The following is a 3673-nucleotide window of genomic DNA, read 5'->3' as shown; positions in this document are numbered from 1 at the left end:
GCCCCGACCGGTTCGCCGGTCGGGGCCTTCGTCATGCCCGCGATTGCACCGGCACGAGCCGCCGGGGCGGCTCAGCGCGGAGCGTCCTTGCCCGGGAGCCGGTGGCGGAGGGCGTCCTGGGAGTCGACGTACTTGAGCATGAGGCGGGCGAACTCCAGGCGCTCCCGCTCGGTCCAGTCGGCGGTGATGTACTCGAAGGCCGAGCGCTGGTGGCGGCCGAAGCGGGCCATCAGCTCACGGCCCTCGGGGCTGAGATGGAGGACGGTGCGGCGACCGTCCCGCTGGGAGGCGGCGCGGATCAGGTAGCCGGCCGAGATGGAGTCGGAGACCATACGGCTGGCCACCGACGGGTCCACACCGAGGTGCTGGGCGACCGCGCCGACGGTGACCTCGCCGGCATCCTCCCTCTCGGCGTCCAGGACGATCCTCAACACCAGCGTGCGACTGAGGTCCTTCTGGGAGATCGGGTCCTCGACTTCCAGGAGCGAGGAGCGCCGCAGCTTCCCGAAGGCCGGACCCACGGCGTCCAGCAGCTCGTCCGCCGTCTTCGGCTCGCGCTTCGTCATGCCCCCATCGTACAGACATGGATGACTCCACGAAGGCATGTGTTGACTCTCAAATGTGTGCATGTAAACATGCATATGTCGCCCCAGCAACGAATGGAGCTTCCCATGGCCATCCTCATCACCGGCGCCCGCGGAAAGGTCGGCCAGGCCGTCATCGGCCGCCTGCACTCCGCCGGTCGCACCGTCCGCGCCGCCAGCGCCAACCCCGCCGAACTGGCCGTCCCGGCGGGCGTCGAGACCGCCGAGCTCGCCCTCGACCGGCCCGAGACCTTCGATGCCGCGCTCCGCGGCGTCCGCCAGGTCTTCCTCTACCCCCAACCCGCCGGCATCCACGAGCTGGTCAAGGCCGCCGAGGCCGCCGGCGTCGAGCACGTCGTCCTGCTCTCCTCGTCCTCCGTCCTCGGCCCCCACGCCGAGAACGACCCGCTCGCCGGCCACAGCCTCCAGGTCGAGCGCGCCCTCGCCGCCTCCAATCTCACCTGCACGTTCCTGCGCCCGGACGCCTTCGCCAGCAACTCCCTCGGTTGGGCCCACTTCATCGGCCGGTCGATGCCGATCCAGCTCGCCTACCCGGACGCGCACATCGCACCCATCCACCCCGAGGACATCGCCGACATCGCCGTCGAGGCCCTGACCGGCACCTCCCTCACCGGCCGCTCGGTCACCCTGACCGGCCCCGAGTCGCTCACCTTCCGCGAGCAGCTCGCCGTCCTCGCCGACACCCTCGGCCGTGAGATCCCAATCGAGCAGATCACCCGCGCCGAGGCCGAGCAGCAGATGGGCGACTACATGCCCGCGCCGATGGTCTCCTCGCTGCTCGACCTGTGGGAGGCCGCCGACCACGGTCCGGCGGCCATCGCCGACACCACCGAAACCCTCCTCGGCCGCCCCGCCCGCACGTACCGGCAGTGGGCCCACGAGAACGCCCCCGCCTTCACCCGGCACTGATCCGGACGGGTCCACACCACGAGGCCCGTCCCCTCCACCCAAGGGATTCCATGTCCACGGCCTTACCCCAGGCCCCCTCCACCCCGCAGACCACGCCCGACCGCCGCCGCTGGGCCGTCCTCGCCGTCGTCCTCCTCGCCGCAGTCCTCGACCTCCTCGACGCGACGATCACCAACGTCGCCGCCCCGACCATCGCCACCGATCTGAACGGCGGCGACGCCCTCGTCCAGTGGCTCGGCGCCGGTTACGCCCTTGCCATGGGCGTCCTGCTGGTGGTCGGCGGCAGGCTCGGTGACAAGTTCGGACGCCGCCGCCTGTTCCTGGTCGGCCTCACCGGTTTCACCCTCACGTCCGTCGCCTGCGGCCTGGCCCTCGACCCCGCCTCCCTCATCGGCTTCCGCCTGCTCCAGGGAGCCTTCGGTGCCCTCGTGATCCCACAGGGCTTCGGCATCCTCGGCGCGGCCTTCCCCCCGCACGAACTCGGCAAGGCGTTCGGAGTCTTCGCTCCCTGCCTCGGCCTGTCGGCGATCAGCGGTCCGGTCCTCGCCGGGTTCCTCATCGACGGCTTCGGCTGGCGTTCCATGTTCCTGATCAACATCGCGCTCGGCGGCCTCGCGATCGCACTGGCCACGCGGCTGCTGCCCCGCGACAGCGGCGACCGGACGGTCACCGTCGACGGTCCGGGCTCCGGATTGCTCGCCACCACGATGCTCGGCCTGCTCTACGGCCTGATCGACGGCTCCAGCCACGGCTGGACGCCCGTCCCCATCCTCTCCCTCACCGCCGGAGCCCTGCTCTTCGCCCTGTTCTGCCTGCGCCAGCGAAGCGCCGCCAGCCCGCTCATCGAACCCTCGCTGCTGAAGAACCGCGGCTTCACCTCCGGCCTGGTCCTCGGCCTCGTCTTCTACGCGGCGGTCGCCGGCCTGCTCCTCGTCCTGTCCCTCTTCCTCCAGGACGGGCTGCACCGCACCCCGACCCAGGCCTCGCTCGGCCTCGCCCCGATCGCCGCCGGCATCATCCTCGCCTCGATCGCCGCGCACCGTCTGATGGCCCGCCTCGGCCGAACGCTCATCCTCGTCGGCCTGCTGCTTACGCTGGCCGGGACGCTGTCGCTGCTTGTCCTGATCCAGGCCACCACCCCGACAGCATGGATTCTCATCGCCCCGGTCCTCGTCGCCGGCCTCGGCCTCGGCACCTGCTTCGGCACCGTCTACGAGGTCACCCTCGGCGGCGTCGGCCCGAAGGAGTCGGGCAGCGCCAGCGGTTCCCTCTCCGCCGTCGCGCAACTCGCCAACAGCATCGGCGCCGCAGCGATCACTACCGTCTACTTCCACACCCCCGGCGGCTCCACGAACGCAGCCGTCCACAGCCTCGCCGTGGTCGCCGTCGCCGCTCTTGCCTGCTGCGCCCTCGTGTGGCTGCTGCCCCGCAACGCCCGACCCCGGCACCACTGACCCACCCAGGAGCACCACATGAAGCCCATCGGTTACTGGCTCAACCGCACCGACAAGGCCCTCACCGGCTACATGAACTCCATGCTGGCCGAGTTCGGCCTCACCCGACTCGCCTGGCAGGTCCTCAACGTCGTCGGGGACGACCCGCGGGCCACCGACACCGACGTGCTGACCGTCCTTGCCGCCAACGCCGATGTCGACGCTCTGACCGGCGCCATCGAGACCGTCGTCGCCGACGGCTGGGCCGCCCGCCCGGAGCAGGGCCGCCTCGCACTGACCGCCGACGGCCGCACCCGCCTCGCCGAGGTCGCCGAACGCGTCGACGCCTTCCGCGAGTTGTCGACGGCCGGTATCACTCGTGAGGAGTACCGGATCGCCATCACCGTCCTGGAACGGATGACCCACAACCTGGATGGCGGGGCAGAACAATGACTCCACCCAAGCCGCAGCTTCGTCATCGGTAGCTGAATTGCAAGGGCGACCGATCCGGCCCTGGTTGCAGTTCTGGTTGCATTCACCCCGGTCCGGCCACGTACGAGCCTCATCGGACGCGCCGCTCCGCCGCAGATCAGGACGTACGCGGACGCTCTCGGACGGCAGGACGAACAGTTGGAAAGCGTGTTGGGGGCAACCCCTCACGAGTTCGAATCTCGTATCCTCCGCCTTTGCCCAGTAGGGCAGTCGAAGGCCCGGACCGCTTGGCGG

General features: G+C 70.4%; 4 protein-coding genes. 3 read left to right on the top strand and 1 reads right to left on the bottom strand.

The genetic code is table 11. The features are described 5' to 3' along the window. Positions 1-71: 71 nt before the first annotated feature. Complete coding sequence (locus ACFU7Y_RS41760) at positions 72-566, bottom strand: MarR family winged helix-turn-helix transcriptional regulator (RefSeq protein ID WP_380771641.1); 495 nt, start codon at positions 564-566, stop codon at positions 72-74. A gap of 105 nt (positions 567-671) precedes the next feature. Between ACFU7Y_RS41760 and ACFU7Y_RS41755 the strand changes: the two genes are divergently transcribed. Genes ACFU7Y_RS41755 through ACFU7Y_RS41745 form a run of 3 tightly spaced genes read left to right on the top strand, consistent with a single transcriptional unit; the run spans position 672 to position 3400 of the window. Then, on the top strand, positions 672-1514 hold the full coding sequence (locus tag ACFU7Y_RS41755; RefSeq protein ID WP_224278725.1) for an NAD(P)H-binding protein: 843 nt from the start codon (positions 672-674) through the stop codon (positions 1512-1514). 50 nt (positions 1515-1564) lie between these two features. Beyond that, positions 1565-2968 carry a DHA2 family efflux MFS transporter permease subunit gene (locus tag ACFU7Y_RS41750; RefSeq protein WP_380771639.1) on the top strand — a complete coding sequence of 468 codons (1404 nt, stop codon included), beginning with the start codon at positions 1565-1567 and terminating at the stop codon, positions 2966-2968. 18 nt (positions 2969-2986) lie between these two features. Then, positions 2987-3400: a MarR family winged helix-turn-helix transcriptional regulator gene (locus ACFU7Y_RS41745; protein ID WP_380771637.1), complete on the top strand. Its 414-nt coding sequence runs from the start codon at positions 2987-2989 to the stop codon at positions 3398-3400. Positions 3401-3673 lie beyond the last annotated feature (273 nt).

The organism is Kitasatospora sp. NPDC057542 (genome assembly GCF_042801945.1).
In the GTDB taxonomy this organism is placed as follows: Bacteria; Actinomycetota; Actinomycetes; order Streptomycetales; family Streptomycetaceae; genus Kitasatospora.
This window is presented reverse-complemented; position numbering and strand designations above follow the sequence as displayed.

Coding starts and splice junctions, on each gene's coding strand:
- ACFU7Y_RS41745 (WP_380771637.1), top strand. CDS start 2,987: ATGAAGCCCATCGGTTACTGGCTCAACCGCACCGACAAGGCCCTCACC.
- ACFU7Y_RS41750 (WP_380771639.1), top strand. CDS start 1,565: ATGTCCACGGCCTTACCCCAGGCCCCCTCCACCCCGCAGACCACGCCC.
- ACFU7Y_RS41755 (WP_224278725.1), top strand. CDS start 672: ATGGCCATCCTCATCACCGGCGCCCGCGGAAAGGTCGGCCAGGCCGTC.
- ACFU7Y_RS41760 (WP_380771641.1), bottom strand. CDS start 566: ATGACGAAGCGCGAGCCGAAGACGGCGGACGAGCTGCTGGACGCCGTG.